Source organism: Microbacterium algihabitans (assembly GCF_032464975.1).
In the GTDB taxonomy this organism is placed as follows: Bacteria; Actinomycetota; Actinomycetes; order Actinomycetales; family Microbacteriaceae; genus Microbacterium; species Microbacterium algihabitans.
The window spans coordinates 1,394,940-1,410,081 of sequence record NZ_JAWDIU010000001.1; the positions used below are offsets into that span (position 1 = coordinate 1,394,940).

The following is a 15,142-nucleotide window of genomic DNA, read 5'->3' on the forward strand; positions in this document are numbered from 1 at the left end:
CACACGGCATCCCCCCTTCGTCGTCCCCGGGCGACGTAGGCTGGACAGGTGAATCCCCGGCTTCTCCGTGTCGCGGGACCCGTCATCCTGATCGCGGTCTCGCTCATCGCCGTCGTCGCGGGACTCGCCTACGGCGGTGGAGCCGCCGCACCCCAACTCGCCGACCCGGGTCCGGTGGTGCGCTGGGGGCTCCCCATCGCCACCGTCGTGGTCAATCTGTCGGCCGCGACCCTCGTCGGCTCGCTCGTGCTGGCGCTCTTCGCCCTGCCTGCGGGGGAGCGACCGTTCGAGATCGCCCTCGACACGGCATCCATCGGAGCCGCCGTCTTCACCGTCGCCGCGGCCGCAACGGGCTACATGACGTTCCTCAACGTCCTCAACGCCAAGCCCACCCTCGACGCCGTCTTCGGGCAGCAGCTCGGTCGCTTCCTGGTCGAGAGTCCGCTCGGGCAGGCGTGGCTGCTCACCACGATCGCCGGCGCGGTGCTGACCGTGCTGACCTTCGCCGTGCGGTCGTGGGTTCCGACCCTGCTGGTCGCGATCCTCTCTCTCGCCGCGCTGGTGCCGATGGGCACGCAGGGCCACGCGGGCGACGAGGCCAGCCACGACGCCGCCGTCATCTCGCTCGTGCTGCACCTGATGGCCGCGGCCGTCTGGCTCGGTGGCCTGGTGCTGCTCGTGATCGTTCGCCCCGCGATGTCGCGCACGCAGCTGCAGACGACGATGCTGCGCTACTCCTCGCTCGCGCTGGTCGCCTTCGTCGTGGTCGCCGTGTCGGGCACCGTGCGCGCCTCGATCGGGCTGCTGGGGCTGCAGAATCTCTGGTCGGCGTACGGCGTGCTCGTGCTGGTGAAGGTCTTCGCCCTCGTCGCGATGGGCGTGCTGGGCGCCTGGTACCGCCGCCGCCTGATCTCGCGCATGGCGGATGAGAACGGCTCGCGCCGCTTCTGGGGCGTCGTCTCGCTCGAGTTGGTGTTCATGGGCGTCGCCAGCGGTGTGGCCGCCGCTCTCGCCCGCACGCCCCCGCCGGTCGAGGCGCCGCTGGTCGGGCAGACGCCCGCCGAGGTGCTCACCGGCGCCCCGCTGCCGCCCGAGCTGACCCTCGAGCGCTGGTTCACGGCGTGGAACGTCGATCTGCTGTGGACATTCGTCGTGGCGTTCGCGCTGTTCTTCTACCTCGCCGGCGTCTGGCGTCTGCTGCGCCGCGGCGACCGCTGGCCCATCCACCGCACGGTGCTGTGGTGCCTGGGCATGCTCTCGGTGTTCTGGGTGACCTCGGGTCCGATCAACGTGTACCAGGACTACCTGTTCAGCATGCACATGATCGGGCACATGCTGCTGTCGATGGCGATCCCGCTCATGCTCGTGGCGGGTGCCCCGGTGTCGCTCGCGGCGCGGGCGATCCGCAAGCGCGACGACGGATCCCGCGGCGGTCGCGAGTGGATCCTCTGGGCCGTGCACAACCCGGTCGCCAAGGTGCTGACCAACCCCTACGTCGCCGCAGGCCTGTTCATCGGCTCGCTGTGGGGCTTCTACTACACCGACCTCTTCCGCTGGTCGCTGTACGACCACGTCGGCCACATCTGGATGGTCGCGCACTTCCTCATCACGGGATACCTGTTCGTGCTGAGCCTGATCGGCATCGACCCGGTGCCGTACCGCCTGCCGTACCCGATGCGCCTGCTCGTGCTCATCGCGATCATGGCGATGCACGCCTTCTTCGGCATCGCGATCATGATGAACTCCGGCCTCATGGTCGCGGAGTGGTTCGGCGCGATGGGCCGCACATGGGGCGCCACACCGCTGGAGGATCAATACGTCGGCGGTGGAGTCGCGTGGTCGGTCGGCGAGATCCCCACGCTCGTCCTCGCGATCACCGTCGCGATCCAGTGGAGCCGCAGCGACGAGCGCCACCAGAAGCGCCGTGACCGCCACGTCGACCGCGTGGGCGACGTCGAGCTCGACCAGTACAACGAAGAGCTCGCGCGGCTGGCCGCCCGCGACGCCCGCGTCGCCGCCCGCGGCGGCAGCTGAGCGGGGTCAGTCCGACCCGGTTCCGCCTCCGACGAGGATCGACGCCGACCCGTCGGGCAGCACGCTGATCTGCCCGTCGACGCGGAAGGCGATGTCTTCGCTGACCGTGCGCACCGAGCCGTCGAAGATCGAGCGCACGTCGACGTCGATGTGCGCCACTGCCTTGGCCGAGGGGATGCGCCAGCCCGCGCCGTCGGGCACGACCGTCACGACGGGCTGCTGCACGATCGACCAGGTGGGTGCGTCGTCGATGCGGTTGCGCACCGTGTAGCCGAACGGGCAGCCGGTGGGCTGCAGCACCTGCTGCTGCGTGCAGGCCGAGAGGAAGTCCTCGACCCGCTGCTGCACCACGTCGATGAACTGTTCGGTGGGCTGCGCCTGCACCGACACCGGGATGCCGGCCAGCGGCGCGTCGGCGAGCACGGCGACACCCGGGGTCGACGAGATCGCGGTGTCGACGGCGACCGAGTACAGCCCCGGCGAGAAGACGAGCAGGGGGAGGGATGCCGAGGGGTCGGCGTCGGCACCGTCGATCGACACCTGCCGCTTGTCGACCTCGAAGCCGTTCACCGAGAAGCGCATCGACCCCTGCACCGACAGGTTCATGACCGACAGGGGGCTGCGGGCGAAGCGCCACCGCGGCAGGAGGCTCGATCCGGTGTCGTGGGCGACGGTGAAGGTGGTCGTACCGGTGTAGCCGCCGGCGGAGTACGACACCGTCACGAGCGTGTCGTCTCCGTCGACTTCTTCGCCGGTGATCTCGGCATCCGTCAACGTCGTCAGCACGTCGGGGCGCAGCAGCGCCTCGGATGACGTGGCCGGAAGCCCCGCCGCCTCGAGCTCGGCGGAATCGACCACGACGCCCGGTACGGCCAGCGCCTCGGGGGTGCGGTGCTCCTGCAGCAGTTCGAGGTAGTGCAGCACGAACGCCCGGGGGCTGTAGAAGTCGCGGTACAGGGATGCTGCTCCCGCCCCGAGGGCGGCGACCAGCAGCACGCCGATGAGGACCATCGCGGGGATCTCGAGCCGATGGCGCACGCGCGCACCCCGAACGCCCTCGGGCGTCGCGGGGCCCCCGCCTGCGTTGTCCACGGTCCCAGTGTAGAAAGCCCTCCTGCGAAGGTGCCCCGCGCGTCAGTCCATGACGAGGGACTGCACCACCGCGACCGCGGCGAGCTGCCCGCCCGCGATGGCCGCGGCGAGCGAGAACAGGGGACCGGGCAGGTGATCGGGGTGCGCGATGTCGCCCACGGCGTACACGCCCTCGACGCTGGTGCGTCCGAACGGATCGGTACGGGCCGCCCCCGACTCTTGTCGCTCGACCCCCAGGGCATCGAGCAGGTCGCTGCGCGAGCGCCATACGGGGGCCACGAAGGCGCCGGCGACCTCGAGGGCACGGTCGGTCAGGTGCAGCACGAGACCGTCGTCGGAGCCCTCGACCTCGCGCACCTCGGCGGGATCGATGACGTGCACCGCGGATGCCACGGGCTCGAGCATGCGCGCCAGCATGCCCGCGTGGGCCGTCGCGTTGATCACCGCGACCGGGCGCCCGGCGAACTCGTGGCCGTGGCAGAAGGGGCAGTTGGCGACGGTATCTCCCCAGTGCTCCGCGAGACCGGGGATCGGCGGGAGCTCGTCGGTCACCCCCGTGGCGAGGATCACCGCGTGCGTACGGAGACGCTCGTCGCCGACGGTGACCGTGAGGGAGCCCTCGTCGCGCGCGACGGCGGCGGCCGCGGCATCCCGGATCTCGACCGTGTCGTACGCGGCGATCTCGGCGCGGGCGATGCGCCGGAGCTCGGCAGGGTCGCGTCCGTCGTTGGTGAGGAGGTTGTGCGCGTGGCGCACGGTGGAGTTGCGGTACGTGCCCGCGTCGAGCAGCAGGGTGCGCCGGTGCATGCGGCCGAGGGTGAGAGCCGCCTGCAGCCCGGCGGGGCCGCCGCCGATGATGATCGCGTCGTACATGAGGAGTCCTTCCGCTTGCGTTCGCCTCCATCGTGTGACTTCATGTCGACATGAAGTCAAGCGCGGCGGTCGAGTCCATCGGAGAGACGGCGGCGAGGTTCGGCCTCGAGACGCACGTGCTGCGGCACTGGGAGGACGAAGGGCTGCTCCGTCCCGTCCGCGACGCGGCCGGCCGGCGGCGCTACGGCGACGACGACAGCGTGCGCGTGGCGGTGATCTTGCGCAACAAGGCGGCGGGCATGTCGCTCGAGCAGATCCGCGTGCTGCTCGACGAGGGGGCGCACGACCGGCACCGCGTGCTCGAGGAGCACGTGGCCGAGCTCGACCGCCGCGCCGCCGACATCGCACAGGCCCGCGCGATGACCGAACACGCGCTGCGCTGCCGCGCGCACGACATCACCGCGTGCCCGCGCTTCCGCAGCCACGTCGCCGACGTGCTGTCGGGCGAGGCCCGGTGGTTGTTGGCCACGACCGAGCCGATGGGCGGGCCCATCCCCAGCCCGCCGACCGAGGCGACGCGCGCGAACTAGCATGAACCGGTGACCACGCCGCCCCTCTCCGCCGAGCAGCAGGCGCTGTTCCGGCTGATCGAGGACACGCGCGAGCACGTCTTCGTCACGGGCCGCGCGGGCACGGGCAAGTCGACGCTGCTGCAGCACCTGGCGTGGAACACCAAGAAGCAGATCGCCGTGTGCGCGCCCACCGGCGTCGCCGCCCTCAACGTCGAGGGCCAGACGATCCACTCGCTGTTCCGCCTGCCGATCGGGCTCATCGCCAACGGCGACATCGACCAGAACGACGCGACCCGCAAGCTCCTCAACGCCATCGACACCCTCGTGATCGACGAGATCTCGATGGTCAACGCCGACCTCATGGACGCTATCGACCGCTCGCTGCGGCAGGCGCGAGGGCGCCGTGCCGAGCCGTTCGGCGGCACGCAGATCGTCATGTTCGGCGACCCGTACCAGCTCGCCCCGGTCCCGCCGCGGGGCGACGAGATGCGCTACATCCAGGACCACTACCGCTCGTTCTGGTTCTTCGACGCCAAGGTGTGGTCGGGGGAGTCGGCCAGCGACGGCCTCATCGACATCGGCCGGCACGGCGCAGACCTGCACGTCAACGAGCTCGTCGAGATCCACCGGCAGTCCGACCCGGGGTTCAAGCAGCTGCTCAACGCCGTGCGGTACGGGCGGGTGACGGCCGAGATGGCCGGCATCCTGAACACCGCCGGAGCCCGCACCCCTCCGCATCCGGCCGACGGCGAGCACCCGATCATCACGCTCGCGACCCGCAACGACCGGGTCAACACCATCAACCGCAAGCACCTCGACGAGCTCATCGGCCGCACGCAGACCGCCAACGCCGAGATCTCGGGCGACTTCGGCCGGGGCGAGGCCAACTACCCGGCCGAGATGGAGCTGACGCTCAAGGTCGGCGCGCAGGTGATGTTCCTGCGCAACGACGCGGCGCAGTTCGGCGAGGCGCCGCGCTGGGTGAACGGCACGATCGGCACGGTCACGCGCATCGCGGGCGACAGCGTGCGGGTCGAGGTCGACGGCATCGAGCACGACGTCGAACCGGCCGTGTGGGAGAGGTACCGGTACGCCTACGACCCCGGAACGAAGAACCTCTCGCGTGAGATCGTCGCCGAGTTCACCCAGTTCCCGCTGCGCCTGGCCTGGGCCGTGACCATCCACAAGTCGCAGGGCAAGACCTACGACCGCGCCGTCGTCGATCTCGGTGCGGGGGCCTTCGCGCCCGGGCAGACCTACGTCGCGCTCAGCCGGCTGACCTCGCTCGAGGGGCTCTACCTCACGCGCCCGCTGCGCCCGAGCGACATCCGCGTCGACGAAGACGTGCGCCGCTTCATGAAGCAGGCGTGGCTGGCGCGGCAGGACGCCGCGAAGGCGTGAGCCTCAGGCGACGCGCGAGCGCTTCGCGCGCGTGAGGTCGGCGAACAGCTCGGTCGTGAAGCGGTACGCGACCAGCACCTCGGCGATCACGCGCTCCTTCTCGTCGTCGTCCCAGGGTGCCGCGTCGAGCTGCTCCCGGTAGACGCTCTTGAAGGCCTTGGGATCGGCGATGTCGCCGAAGAGCAGGAAGCCGATGCCGTTGGTCTCGAACCCGAACCGCCGCTGCATGAGACGCCCGATCGACGGCCCGCCCGAGAGGTCGCCGACGAAGCGCGTGTAGTGGTGCGCGACGAAGCCGCCCGGCCAGGTCGCCGCGACGCGACGGATGCGCGAGACGTAGGCCTGCGTGGTCGGCAAGGGGGCGATGCGGTCGCGCCAGTCGGGGCCGAGGAGGAAGGCCAGGTCGGCCTCGAGCGCGGGCAGTCGCGAGTGGGTCCCGGTGAGGAACACGGATGCCACAGGGTCGGTCCGCAGGTGAATCGCGGCCTCTTCGAGCGCGGCGTAGATGAACCAGTGCTGCGCGATCAGCGCGATGTAGTCGTCGCGCGTTCCCGACCCGGTGAGCAGCTCGGTCACGAATCCGTCGCACTCGCGGGTGGAGTGCGCGCCGCTGGAGCGCTCGCGCAGGGCGGCGGAGAACGGGGCGACGGCGTTCATGCGGCCATCATACGCACAGGGTTAGGTTCGCCTAACCCTGATTTCGCCGGGAGTCGCCCCGGCCACGGCCCGTTCGTGATGCAGACGTGACGGCCCAGGAGCGCAAGGGCCCGATTCGCCCAGGTGCCGTGTGTTTGAATCGAGGGAGTACGCGCTTCGTCGTGCGCGGAAGTCCTGGGGGTACACATGCGGGGATGGCGTCGTCCTGCGGCCATCGCGATCGTGGGCGCGAGCGCGCTCGCCGCCCTGCTCAGCGGCTGCACCGCGCAGGGATCCGTGTCGATCGACGTTCCCGCCCAGGTCGAGGCCGCGCTGCCCGACGCGACGGTCTCCGAACTGCAAGACGCGGTGAACGCCGCGATGACCGCGACCGGCTCCACCGGCGCGATCGTCGGCGTGTGGGCGCCGTGGAGCGGCACCTGGGTCGCCGGTCTGGGCACGCAGGGGCCGGGCGGTGCCGCGGTGACCTCCGACATGGAGTTCCGCGCCACCGACGTCACACGCGCGATGACCTGCGACGTGCTCTACCGCCTCGCCGCCGACGGCACGCTGAACATGAGCGACCCGGTCACCACGTGGGTGAGCGGCGTTCCGGGCTACGAAGACATCACCCTGCGTCAGCTGTGCGACAGCACGTCGGGCCTGAACGCCTACACGCCGGTGCTGCAGGGCCTGCTCGCGAACAACCCCGATCGCGTGTGGAACCCCCGCGAGCTGATGGCCTACGGCATCGCCGGGCCGCGCCTGAACGAGCCCGGCGCCACGTTCGCCGACGTCGACACCAACTACGTCCTCGCCGGCCTCGCCGTCGAGCGCGCGACGGGTCAGTCGCTGACGGAGGCCATCGCCGAGCGCGTCACCGGACCGCTGGGGCTGAGCGCCACCGGTCTGCCCGCGCCCGCACCTGCCGCACCGGGGACGAACGCGCTCGAGGGCTACTGGTCGCAGCGCAACGCCGAGGGCGCATTCACCTGCACCGACCCGGCCGATTACACGGTGCTGTCGTCGAGCTTCGGCGGAGCCAACTCGGGCGCGGTGACCGACATCACCGATCTCGGGCGCTACGCCCAGGCGCTCGCCGCAGGGTCGCTCCTGCCGGCCGGTGACGACCGCTTCGCCACCCCCTACGCCGTCACCCCCGACAGCCCCACCTGGTTCACCGCCGCCGGCGGCGCCTACCAGGCCGGCTCGCTGATCGGACAGTACGGCGCGACCCCGGGCTACATCGTCGGAGCCTTCGCCGACCCGAAGACCGGAATGTCGGTCGCGGTCGTGCTGAACAACTCCGGCGGTGGCAAGAACTTCGGTGCCTGGCTCGCGTGGGAGCTCGCGGCGATCGCCTCGAAGGCCCCGGCGGCCCAGGGGCAGACCGCCCCCGAGGCGGGCCTGCCGTGGACCGCGCAGCAGATGCGCGACAACATCGCCGGCAACGCCATCTGCGCCCCTCCCGCCGGATGACCTCGACATGACCGCACGCGGCGGCCAGGGGTCGGCCGCGGCGCTGGTGTTCGCGGGCCTCGCCTGCCAAGAGGTCGGCGCCTCCTTCGCCGTCATGCTGTTCCCCGACACGGGGCCGCTCGGCATCGTCATGCTGCGCCTGGTGTTCTCGGCGCTCCTGCTGCTGCTCATCGCCCGGCCGCGGTGGCGCGGGCACACGGGATTCGCCTGGCGCTCGGTCGTCGGCTTCGGCGTCGTGCTCGCCGCCATGAACGGTCTCTTCTACCTCGCGCTCGAACGCCTGCCGCTCGGAGTCACCGTCACGATCGAAGTGCTCGGTCCGCTGACCCTGTCGATCCTCACGGCCACCGGCGCCGCGCGCTGGCTGTGGGCGGGGCTCGCGCTGGCGGGCGTGGTCGCCCTCGGCGCCGGAGGGTGGGACCGGCTCGACGCGCTCGGAGTGGTGTTCGCCCTCGGGGCCGCCGTCAGCTGGGCGCTGTACATCCTCGCCTCGGCCCGCGTGGGCCGGCAGTTCCCCCGCCTCGACGGCCTGGCCATCGCGATGACGGTCGGTGCGCTGATCGCGCTCCCGTTCGGCATCGTCCAGGCCGGCGCATCCCTGCTGCGCGTCGACATCCTCGCCCTCGGCGCGGCCGTCGCGCTGCTGTCGTCGACCATCCCCTACGCCCTCGAGCTCATCGCGCTGCGCCGGCTCGCGGCATCCGCCTTCGCGATCCTCATGAGCCTCGGCCCCGCCACGGCCTCGGTCGCCGGCTTCCTGCTGCTCGGCCAGCACCTGTCGTGGCTCGAGATCGTCGGGATCGCCCTCGTCATCGTCGCCAGCATCGGCGCGGTGCTCGCCGCCGCGCGCCGCAGCGCCGGGGCACGGCATCCGGGACCCGATGCCGATGAGCCGCTGAGCGAGCCCGTCGGCTGAGCGGATGCCACGCCCCGGGCGACCCGCGCAAGGGGGCGTTCGCGTCGAGGCCGGCTGGCGAGGATGACGCCATGAGCGACGACGACGACCAGACGAAGAAGGACTTCGACGAGGCGGTCAACATGACCGCGAGCGAGCTGAAGAGATGGCTCGACACCGACGAATCGAAATCCGTCGGGCAGAAGAAGAACGGCGGGGAGTCGACCGGGCACGAGAGCGGGCGGCACATCGTGCGCATCCTCGAGAAGAAGAAGGCCGACCTCACCGACGACGACTACGCGCACATGCGCAAGGTCGTCGGCTACGTCAAACGGCACAGCGCGCAGAAGCCCGACGGCGACATCACCGACACCGACTGGCGGTACTCGCTCATGAACTGGGGCAGCGACCCGAAGAAGTGAGCGCGGCGCAGGCCGTAGGGAGATCGTGAGGACCGGCGCCACGGGGGCCGTGCGCATAGGCATCCGGGGTACAACGGACTCATGCCCATCATCGACAGCGCCGTCTACGTCGACGGTCACCGCATCGAGAACCCGGCGAGCCTCGACCAGACCTTCGAATACATGGAGGCGCACGGGGGCATGGCCTGGATCGGGCTGCTGCGTCCCTCGCCCGAAGAGCTCGAGCGCGTCGCGGCCGAATTCTCGCTGCACCCGCTCGCCGTCGAGGACGCGCTCGCCGGGCACCAGCGCGCCAAGCTCGAGCGCTACGGCGGCAACCTCTTCGCGGTGCTGCGGCCCGCGCGCTACCTCGACGAGACCGAGACGATCGACTTCGGCGAGCTGCACGTATTCATCGGCTCCGACTACGTCGTGACGGTGCGTCACGCCGAGGTCCCCGACCTCTCGCAGGTGCGCAAGCGGCTCGAGCACAACCCCGACCTGCTCAAACGCGGTCCCGAAGCGGTGCTGTACGCGATCCTCGACGAGGTCGTCGACCAGTACGACCCCGTGGCGCGCGGTCTGCAGAATGACGTCGACGAGATCGAAGACGGCCTGTTCAGCTCGGGCGGCGCCGACCTCACGCAGCGCATCTACCAGCTCGCCCGCGAGGTCATCCACTTCCAGCGGGCCACCGAGCCGCTGCGCGACATGCTCGAGGCGCTCCTGCGCGGCTCCGACAAGTACGGCGTCGACATCGAGCTGCAGCGCTCGCTGCGCGACGTGCTCGACCACGTGCTGCGTCAGTGCGAGAAGCTCACGGCGTTGCGCGCGATCCTCGACAACGCGCTCACCGTCAACGCCACGCTCGTCACGCAGCGCCAGACCGACACCGCCCTCGAGCAGAACGAACAGGTCAAGAAGATCTCGGGGTGGGCGGCGATCCTGTTCGGTCCGTCGCTGGTGGGCGGGATCTACGGCATGAACTTCAAGAACATGCCCGAGCTCGACTGGACCTTCGGCTACCCGATGGCGCTCGCCCTGATGGCGGCGACCTCGTTCGGGCTCTGGCTCACGTTCAAGCGCAAGCACTGGCTCTGATCGCCCGACCCGCGCTTGTCGGATAGCCCGTTGCGCGAATCGAGTGGTTCGATGGGTGGCATGAACGACACCCCCTCGCGCCCCGGCGACCCCGTCGAGCCGACGACCACCTCGACCGTGCAGCTCGAGGACAGCGGCTACCACAAGCGCCTGACGTCGCGACAGGTGCAGATGATCGCCATCGGCGGTGCCATCGGAACGGGCCTGTTCCTCGGCGCCGGCGGCCGCCTCGCGCAGGCCGGCCCCGCGATCGTCCTCTCGTACGCGGTCTGCGGACTGTTCGCGTTCTTCATCCTCCGCGCGCTCGGCGAGCTGGTGCTGCACCGCCCGACGTCGGGCTCGTTCGTCTCGTACGCGCGCGAGTTCTTCGGCGAGAAGGCAGCGTTCGTGTCGGGCTGGTTCTACTGGATCAACTGGGCGACCACGACGATGGTCGACATCACCGCCGCGGCGCTCTACATGAACTTCTTCGGCAAGTACGTGCCCTGGATCGGGGCCGTTCCGCAGTGGGTGTGGGCCCTCGCCGCCCTCGTCACCGTGCTGGCCGTCAACCTCGTGTCGGTCAAGGTGTTCGGCGAGCTGGAGTTCTGGTTCGCGCTCATCAAGGTCGCCGCCCTCGTGGCGTTCCTGCTCGTGGGCATCTACTTCGTCGTATTCGGCACCCCCACGGGCGCCCCCACCGGGTTCTCGCTGATCGCCGACAACGGCGGGTTCTTCCCCAACGGCATCCTGCCCGCGATCATCCTCATGCAGGGCGTGGTGTTCGCGTACGCCTCGATCGAGCTGGTCGGCACCGCCGCCGGCGAGACCGAGAACCCCGAGAAGGTCATGCCCCGCGCGATCAACTCGGTGATCTTCCGCGTCGCGATCTTCTACGTCGGCTCGGTGCTGCTGCTGGCCCTGCTGCTGCCGTACACCGCGTACACGAAGGACGAGAGCCCGTTCGTGACGTTCTTCGGCTCGATCGGGGTGCCGGGCGTCGACGTGATCATGAACCTCGTCGTGCTGACGGCCGCGCTGTCGTCGCTGAACGCGGGGCTGTACTCCACCGGCCGCATCCTGCGCTCGATGGCGGTCGCGGGCTCGGCCCCCAAGTTCGCCGCGCGCATGAACAAGGCGGGCGTGCCCTACGGGGGCATCGCGATCACGGCGTTCGTCGCCCTGTTCGGCGTGGTGATCAACTTCGTGGCACCGAGCGACGCGTTCGAGACGGTGCTGAACGTCGCCGCCGTCGGCATCCTGGTCACCTGGGCGACCATCATGCTCTGCCAGATGAAGTTCAAGCGCCTCACCGACCGCGGCGAGCTGGTGCGCCCGGCCTTCCGGCTGTTCTGGGCGCCGTACACGGGATACGCGACCCTGCTGTTCCTCGCGGTCGTGCTCGTGCTGGTGTTCGTCGACTCCCCGCCGACCCTGCTGGTCACGGTGCTCGCGAGCATCGCCATCACGATCGGCTGGTTCGCCTGCCGCAAGCGCATCGCGGCGCTCGCCGCCGAGCGCGAAGGCTTCACGGGCACGGTGCCGGTGGTGCCGAGCCCCTTCCCGACGGCGCGCGACACGAAGGACTGAGCCCGCGGGTTCTCGGTGCGGCGCTCGGGCTTCGGCTCGGGCGCCGCACTCACGTGGGTGAGGCGTGTGTTGAGTGTCCAGAACGCGCCGCCGGGGCTCGAGCTCTGCGGCGTTTCTTGGACCCTCAACAGGGGGTGGTGGGGCGCCCGGGGCGGTGCGCGGGTCAGTCGGTGAAGGGCCAGCCGCAGTAGGCCTCGGCGAGGAAGGCGCGGCCGTGCTCCGACTCCACGACGGTGCGCAGTTCGCCGACCTGGCGTCGGCGGTCGAAGTCGGTGGCATCCGGAGCCACGTGCAGCAGGCTCGTCATCCACCACGAGAAGTGCTGGGCCTTCCAGATGCGCCGCAGGGCCTTCTCGGGGTAGGTGTCGAGGCCCCGCTCATCGCCCTCGAGCAGCAGGCGTCGCAGGGCGTCGGCGAGCAGGCGCACGTCGGCGATGGCGAGATTCATACCCTTCGCGCCGGTGGGCGGTACGGTGTGCGCGGCGTCTCCGACGAGGGCGACGCGGCCGCGGCGCAGCTCGTGCGCGACGAAGCTACGGAAGCGCAGCACGTCGCGCTGGAAGATCGGCCCCTGCTTCAGCGTCGTTCCGGGCACGCGCTTCTGCAGTTCGTCCCACAGCTGCTCCTCGCTGAAGGCCGCCGTGTCGGTGTCGGGGGCGCACTGGAAGTACATGCGCTGCACGGTGTCGGAGCGCTGGCTGACCAGCGCGAAGCCGTCGGGCGAGTTGCTGTAGATGAGCTCGGCGGCGCTCGGCGGCGCTTCGCACAGGATGCCGAACCACGCGAACGGGTACTCGCGGAAGAACCCGCCCTGGCTCGATCCCGACACGGTGGCCCGGGCGATGCTCCGCGACCCGTCGGAGCCCACGACGAACTCCGCCTCGATCTCGAACGGCTGCCCGTCGGCGTCGCGGGCGATCACGCGCGGGCTCGAGGTCTCGGCATCCGCGATGCCCTCGGCGGTGACGCCGAAACGGAGGTCTTGACCGGCCGCGAGGCGCGCGGCGACCAGGTCTTTCAGCACCTCGTGCTGCGGGTACAGCCACACGGCACGGCCGACGGATGCCGCGAAGTCGATGCGGTGGCCCTCTCCCTCGAAGCGCAGCTCGATGCCGTCGTGACGGTGGCCCACGGTGCGGGCGCGCGAGTGCGCACCGAGGGTGTCGAGCAGTTCGACGGTGCCCTGCTCGAGGATGCCGGCGCGGATGGTGCTCTCGATCTCGTCGCGGGAGCGCTGGTCGATCACGACCGAGGCGATGCCGGCCTCGTCGAGAAGGTGCGAGAGCAGGAGCCCCGCGGGGCCGGCGCCGATGATGGCGACCCGGGTGCGGACGGTGGTTGTCATGGCGTCTCCTTCGACGGTGGCTGTGTCGATCGTGCGCGCTGCAGGGGTCGGCTCGCTCCATCACTCCCATTCATCGGGACGTCGCGAGTCCACCTCCCTGGGCGCTCAACGGGGAGGTGGAGCGCGCGCGCGGAGGCGGTGGGTCAGCGGCGGTAGCCCAGAGCGCGCTCGGTGTCGCGGGCCGCGCGGTGCAGCTCGACGAGGGCGAACTGGGTCTCGGCGTCGCGCGGGAGCACGGCCGAGAGGGCGGCGATGACCGACCCGGTCTCATCGCGCACGGGCACCGCGACGCCCGTCGAGACCTCGTCGACGTAACCGGGGGCGACGACCCGGCCGAGGGTGCGGATCTCGGCGAGGGTGCGGCGAAGCGCCGCGGGGTCGACGATCGTGTCGGCCGTGACCCGCGCGAGAGGGCCGGCGAGCACGCGCTCCTGCAGGTCGTGCGGGGCGAAGGCGAGCAGGACGAGTCCCGACGACGACGCGTGCAGGGGAAGGCGCCCGGCGACGCGGGTGATGTTCGCGCCGGAGTCGGGAGCGCTCAGTCGTTCGAGGAACAGCGCCTCATCCTGCTCGAGGATCGCGAGCTGAGTGTGCTCGCGCACGCGCTGCTGCACGCGTTCCATATAGGGCAGGGCCGCCTGGCGCAGGCGCAGCGCGTGCGACGAGCGGGTCGCCAGCTCCCACAGTCGCATGCCCACGCGCACGCGACGTTCGTCGTCGCGCTCGAGCAGACCGGCATCCACCAGCTCGTTCACGATCCGGTGCGCCGACGAGCTCGGCAGGCCCGCCCGACGACCGATGTCGGCCGTGGTCTGCGCGGTGCGCGTGGGGGTGAAGGTCTCGAGGATGCGCACGAGTCGATCGGTCACCGAATCGCCGGAGGGGGAGTTCGCCACGCCTCCACCCTGGCACGACTCCCATTCAGCGGGAACGCCTGGCCACGATGCGGGGCGGTGACGGAGCATGGAGGGGTCGAAGGAGACCCCATGACGAACGCCCCCGCCGCGGCCCCCGAATCGCTGCTGGCCGCTCCCGACCAGGCGACGCAAGACGAGATCGTCCGCGAGATCCAGGCCCGCCATGCCCAGCTCGACGCTCTCGACGCCACGGGCGAGCGCGTCGCCGCGACCGCGCACGACTTTCCGGCCTACCGGTCGAGCGTGCTGCGGCATCCGACCAAGAATCCGAAGCTCGTCGACCCCGAGACCATCGAGCTGTTCTCGCCCGCGTTCGGCCAGCGCGACGTCGCGGCCATCGAGTCGGACCTCACCCTGCAGCACGCGGGGCAGCCGCTGGGCGAGCGCATGACGGTGCAGGGGCGGCTGCTCGATTCGTGGGGGCGCCCGGTGGCGAACCAGCTCATCGAGATCTGGCAGGCGAACTCGGCCGGTCGTTACATCCACCAGCGGGACCAGCACCCCGCGCCCCTCGACCCGAACTTCACGGGCGCCGGCCGCGCGGTCACGAACGACAACGGTGAGTACCGCTTCACGACCATCAAGCCCGGCCCCTACCCCTGGAAGAACCACCGCAACGCGTGGCGTCCGGCGCACATCCACTTCTCGGTGTTCGGGTCGTCGTTCACGCAGCGGCTGGTGACGCAGATGTACTTCCCGGGCGACCCGCTGTTCGCGCTCGACCCGATCTACAACTCCATCCACCGCCAGAAGGACCGCGACGCCCTCGTGGGCGTCTACGACCACGACCTCACCTCGCCCGAGTGGGCGACGGGGTACCGCTTCGACATCGTGGTCGACGGACCGGACGCGACCTACTTCGAGGCAGAGGACGAGTGACATGACGA

The 15,142-nt window shown here is 70.5% G+C and carries 14 protein-coding genes; 9 read left to right on the plus strand and 5 right to left on the minus strand.

All coding sequences use genetic code 11. The annotated features are described in order from the left end of the window. The first annotated feature begins 48 nt into the window (after positions 1 to 48). Positions 49 to 2,034, plus strand: a complete 1,986-nt coding sequence (locus RWH43_RS06515) for a bifunctional copper resistance protein CopD/cytochrome c oxidase assembly protein (RefSeq protein ID WP_316001007.1) — start codon at positions 49 to 51, stop codon at positions 2,032 to 2,034. Positions 2,035 to 2,040: 6 nt separating this feature from the next. On the opposite strand, the gene RWH43_RS06520 is transcribed toward RWH43_RS06515, so the two are convergent. Then, entirely contained in the window at positions 2,041 to 3,126 is a 1,086-nt protein-coding gene (locus RWH43_RS06520; protein WP_144831303.1) for a hypothetical protein, read from the minus strand. Positions 3,127 to 3,168: 42 nt separating this feature from the next. Continuing rightward, positions 3,169 to 3,999 carry an NAD(P)/FAD-dependent oxidoreductase gene (locus tag RWH43_RS06525; RefSeq protein ID WP_144831306.1) on the minus strand — a complete coding sequence of 277 codons (831 nt, stop codon included), beginning with the start codon at positions 3,997 to 3,999 and terminating at the stop codon, positions 3,169 to 3,171. 50 nt (positions 4,000 to 4,049) lie between these two features. On the opposite strand from RWH43_RS06525, the gene RWH43_RS06530 reads away from it, so the two are divergent. Beyond that, positions 4,050 to 4,529 carry a MerR family transcriptional regulator gene (locus tag RWH43_RS06530; RefSeq protein ID WP_144831309.1) on the plus strand — a complete coding sequence of 160 codons (480 nt, stop codon included), beginning with the start codon at positions 4,050 to 4,052 and terminating at the stop codon, positions 4,527 to 4,529. A 9-nt stretch (positions 4,530 to 4,538) separates the two neighbouring features. Further along, positions 4,539 to 5,912: an ATP-dependent DNA helicase gene (locus tag RWH43_RS06535; RefSeq protein WP_144831311.1), complete on the plus strand. Its 1,374-nt coding sequence runs from the start codon at positions 4,539 to 4,541 to the stop codon at positions 5,910 to 5,912. Between the two features lie 3 nt (positions 5,913 to 5,915). On the opposite strand, the gene RWH43_RS06540 is transcribed toward RWH43_RS06535, so the two are convergent. Then, a complete protein-coding gene (locus tag RWH43_RS06540) occupies positions 5,916 to 6,569 on the minus strand; it encodes a biliverdin-producing heme oxygenase (RefSeq protein ID WP_144831314.1) in 654 nt (217 codons plus the stop codon). 186 nt (positions 6,570 to 6,755) lie between these two features. Between RWH43_RS06540 and RWH43_RS06545 the strand changes: the two genes are divergently transcribed. The 5 genes from RWH43_RS06545 (at position 6,756) to RWH43_RS06565 (ending at position 11,993) form a co-directional block, all read left to right on the plus strand. Further along, on the plus strand, positions 6,756 to 8,027 hold the full coding sequence (locus RWH43_RS06545) for a serine hydrolase domain-containing protein (protein WP_144831317.1): 1,272 nt from the start codon (positions 6,756 to 6,758) through the stop codon (positions 8,025 to 8,027). 7 nt (positions 8,028 to 8,034) lie between these two features. Next, positions 8,035 to 8,943, plus strand: a complete 909-nt coding sequence (locus RWH43_RS06550) for an EamA family transporter (RefSeq protein WP_154097096.1) — start codon at positions 8,035 to 8,037, stop codon at positions 8,941 to 8,943. A 71-nt stretch (positions 8,944 to 9,014) separates the two neighbouring features. Next, positions 9,015 to 9,344 (plus strand): DUF3140 domain-containing protein, encoded by a 330-nt coding sequence (locus RWH43_RS06555; protein ID WP_144831323.1) that lies wholly within the window; start codon positions 9,015 to 9,017, stop codon positions 9,342 to 9,344. 81 nt (positions 9,345 to 9,425) lie between these two features. After that, positions 9,426 to 10,424, plus strand: coding sequence for a magnesium/cobalt transporter CorA (gene corA, locus RWH43_RS06560; RefSeq protein WP_144831326.1), 999 nt, complete (start codon positions 9,426 to 9,428; stop codon positions 10,422 to 10,424). Between the two features lie 60 nt (positions 10,425 to 10,484). Beyond that, positions 10,485 to 11,993, plus strand: a complete 1,509-nt coding sequence (locus RWH43_RS06565) for an amino acid permease (RefSeq protein WP_316001008.1) — start codon at positions 10,485 to 10,487, stop codon at positions 11,991 to 11,993. Positions 11,994 to 12,156: 163 nt separating this feature from the next. On the opposite strand, the gene RWH43_RS06570 is transcribed toward RWH43_RS06565, so the two are convergent. Further along, positions 12,157 to 13,338: a 4-hydroxybenzoate 3-monooxygenase gene (locus tag RWH43_RS06570; RefSeq protein WP_144831331.1), complete on the minus strand. Its 1,182-nt coding sequence runs from the start codon at positions 13,336 to 13,338 to the stop codon at positions 12,157 to 12,159. 143 nt (positions 13,339 to 13,481) lie between these two features. After that, positions 13,482 to 14,234 (minus strand): IclR family transcriptional regulator, encoded by a 753-nt coding sequence (locus RWH43_RS06575; RefSeq protein ID WP_316001009.1) that lies wholly within the window; start codon positions 14,232 to 14,234, stop codon positions 13,482 to 13,484. Positions 14,235 to 14,324: 90 nt separating this feature from the next. Here RWH43_RS06575 and pcaH point away from each other — a divergent pair, with 90 nt between their 5' ends. Beyond that, the gene (gene pcaH / locus RWH43_RS06580; RefSeq protein ID WP_316001010.1) at positions 14,325 to 15,134 is read left to right on the plus strand and encodes a protocatechuate 3,4-dioxygenase subunit beta; all 810 of its coding nucleotides are present in this window, start codon (positions 14,325 to 14,327) and stop codon (positions 15,132 to 15,134) included. The last annotated feature ends 8 nt before the right edge of the window (positions 15,135 to 15,142 follow it).

Bases quoted from the DNA above. Each gene is read 5' to 3' on its own strand.
- RWH43_RS06525 (WP_144831306.1), bottom strand. From the start codon at position 3,999: ATGTACGACGCGATCATCATCGGCGGCGGCCCCGCCGGGCTGCAGGCG.
- RWH43_RS06530 (WP_144831309.1), top strand. From the start codon at position 4,050: ATGAAGTCAAGCGCGGCGGTCGAGTCCATCGGAGAGACGGCGGCGAGG.
- RWH43_RS06540 (WP_144831314.1), bottom strand. From the start codon at position 6,569: ATGAACGCCGTCGCCCCGTTCTCCGCCGCCCTGCGCGAGCGCTCCAGC.
- RWH43_RS06545 (WP_144831317.1), top strand. From the start codon at position 6,756: ATGCGGGGATGGCGTCGTCCTGCGGCCATCGCGATCGTGGGCGCGAGC.
- RWH43_RS06550 (WP_154097096.1), top strand. From the start codon at position 8,035: ATGACCGCACGCGGCGGCCAGGGGTCGGCCGCGGCGCTGGTGTTCGCG.
- RWH43_RS06555 (WP_144831323.1), top strand. From the start codon at position 9,015: ATGAGCGACGACGACGACCAGACGAAGAAGGACTTCGACGAGGCGGTC.
- corA (WP_144831326.1), top strand. From the start codon at position 9,426: ATGCCCATCATCGACAGCGCCGTCTACGTCGACGGTCACCGCATCGAG.
- RWH43_RS06565 (WP_316001008.1), top strand. From the start codon at position 10,485: ATGAACGACACCCCCTCGCGCCCCGGCGACCCCGTCGAGCCGACGACC.
- RWH43_RS06570 (WP_144831331.1), bottom strand. From the start codon at position 13,338: ATGACAACCACCGTCCGCACCCGGGTCGCCATCATCGGCGCCGGCCCC.
- pcaH (WP_316001010.1), top strand. From the start codon at position 14,325: ATGACGAACGCCCCCGCCGCGGCCCCCGAATCGCTGCTGGCCGCTCCC.